The organism is Streptomyces sparsus, from assembly GCF_054776295.1.
Window position 1 is genome coordinate 1 of record NZ_BAAHCA010001582.1, and the last position, 671, is coordinate 671.

Here is a 671-nt window from a genome sequence, read left to right on the forward strand (position 1 = left end):
CGCTGGAAGGCGTAGGTCGGCAGTTCGGTGCGGCGTGCGCCGGTCGGTGCGAAGACGGCGTCCCGGTCCACGGCGACGACGTGCACGTGTGCCTCGGCCACCGCGGCCAGGAACTGGCGGAGCCCGCCCTGGTCGCGGCGGAGCGAACCGAGCACGGCGCCGCTGGTGCCGGTGTCCTCCAGGGTCTCGCGCAGCCCGACGGACAGCACCGGGTGCGGGCCGACCTCCAGGAAGGTGCGGTGGCCGGCCGCGACGAGGCCGCGCACCGCCTCCTCGAAGCGGACGGTCTCGCGCAGGTTGGTGTACCAGTAGGCGGCGTCGAGTGCGGTGGTGTCCTGCCAGTCGCCGGTGAGCGAGGACCGGAACGGGATCTCGGCGTCGCGGGGTTCGAGGTCCGCGAGGGCGTCGAGCACGGTGTCCCGGATCGCCTCGACCTGCGGCGAGTGCGAGCCGTAGTCGACGGCGATCTTGCGGGCCCGCACGCCGTCAGCCGTGAGCGCGGTGAACAGCTCGGCCAGCGCGTCGGCCTCCCCGGAGACGACCACGGAGGCCGGTCCGTTGACCGCGGCGACGGCGAGCCGGTCGGCCCAGGGCTGCAACCGGGCGCGGGTGTCCTGGGCGGACAGCGGCACGGACATCATGCCGCCGGAGCCCGCGATGGCGGCGATGGC

Annotated in this window: 1 protein-coding gene; it reads right to left on the reverse strand. The window is 74.8% G+C overall.

Features of this window, described 5'->3' with window-relative positions; translation table 11 throughout:
* On the reverse strand, positions 1-671 hold a 671-nt coding region (locus tag ACYVE9_RS29725), incomplete at both ends, for an acyltransferase domain-containing protein (protein WP_461030965.1).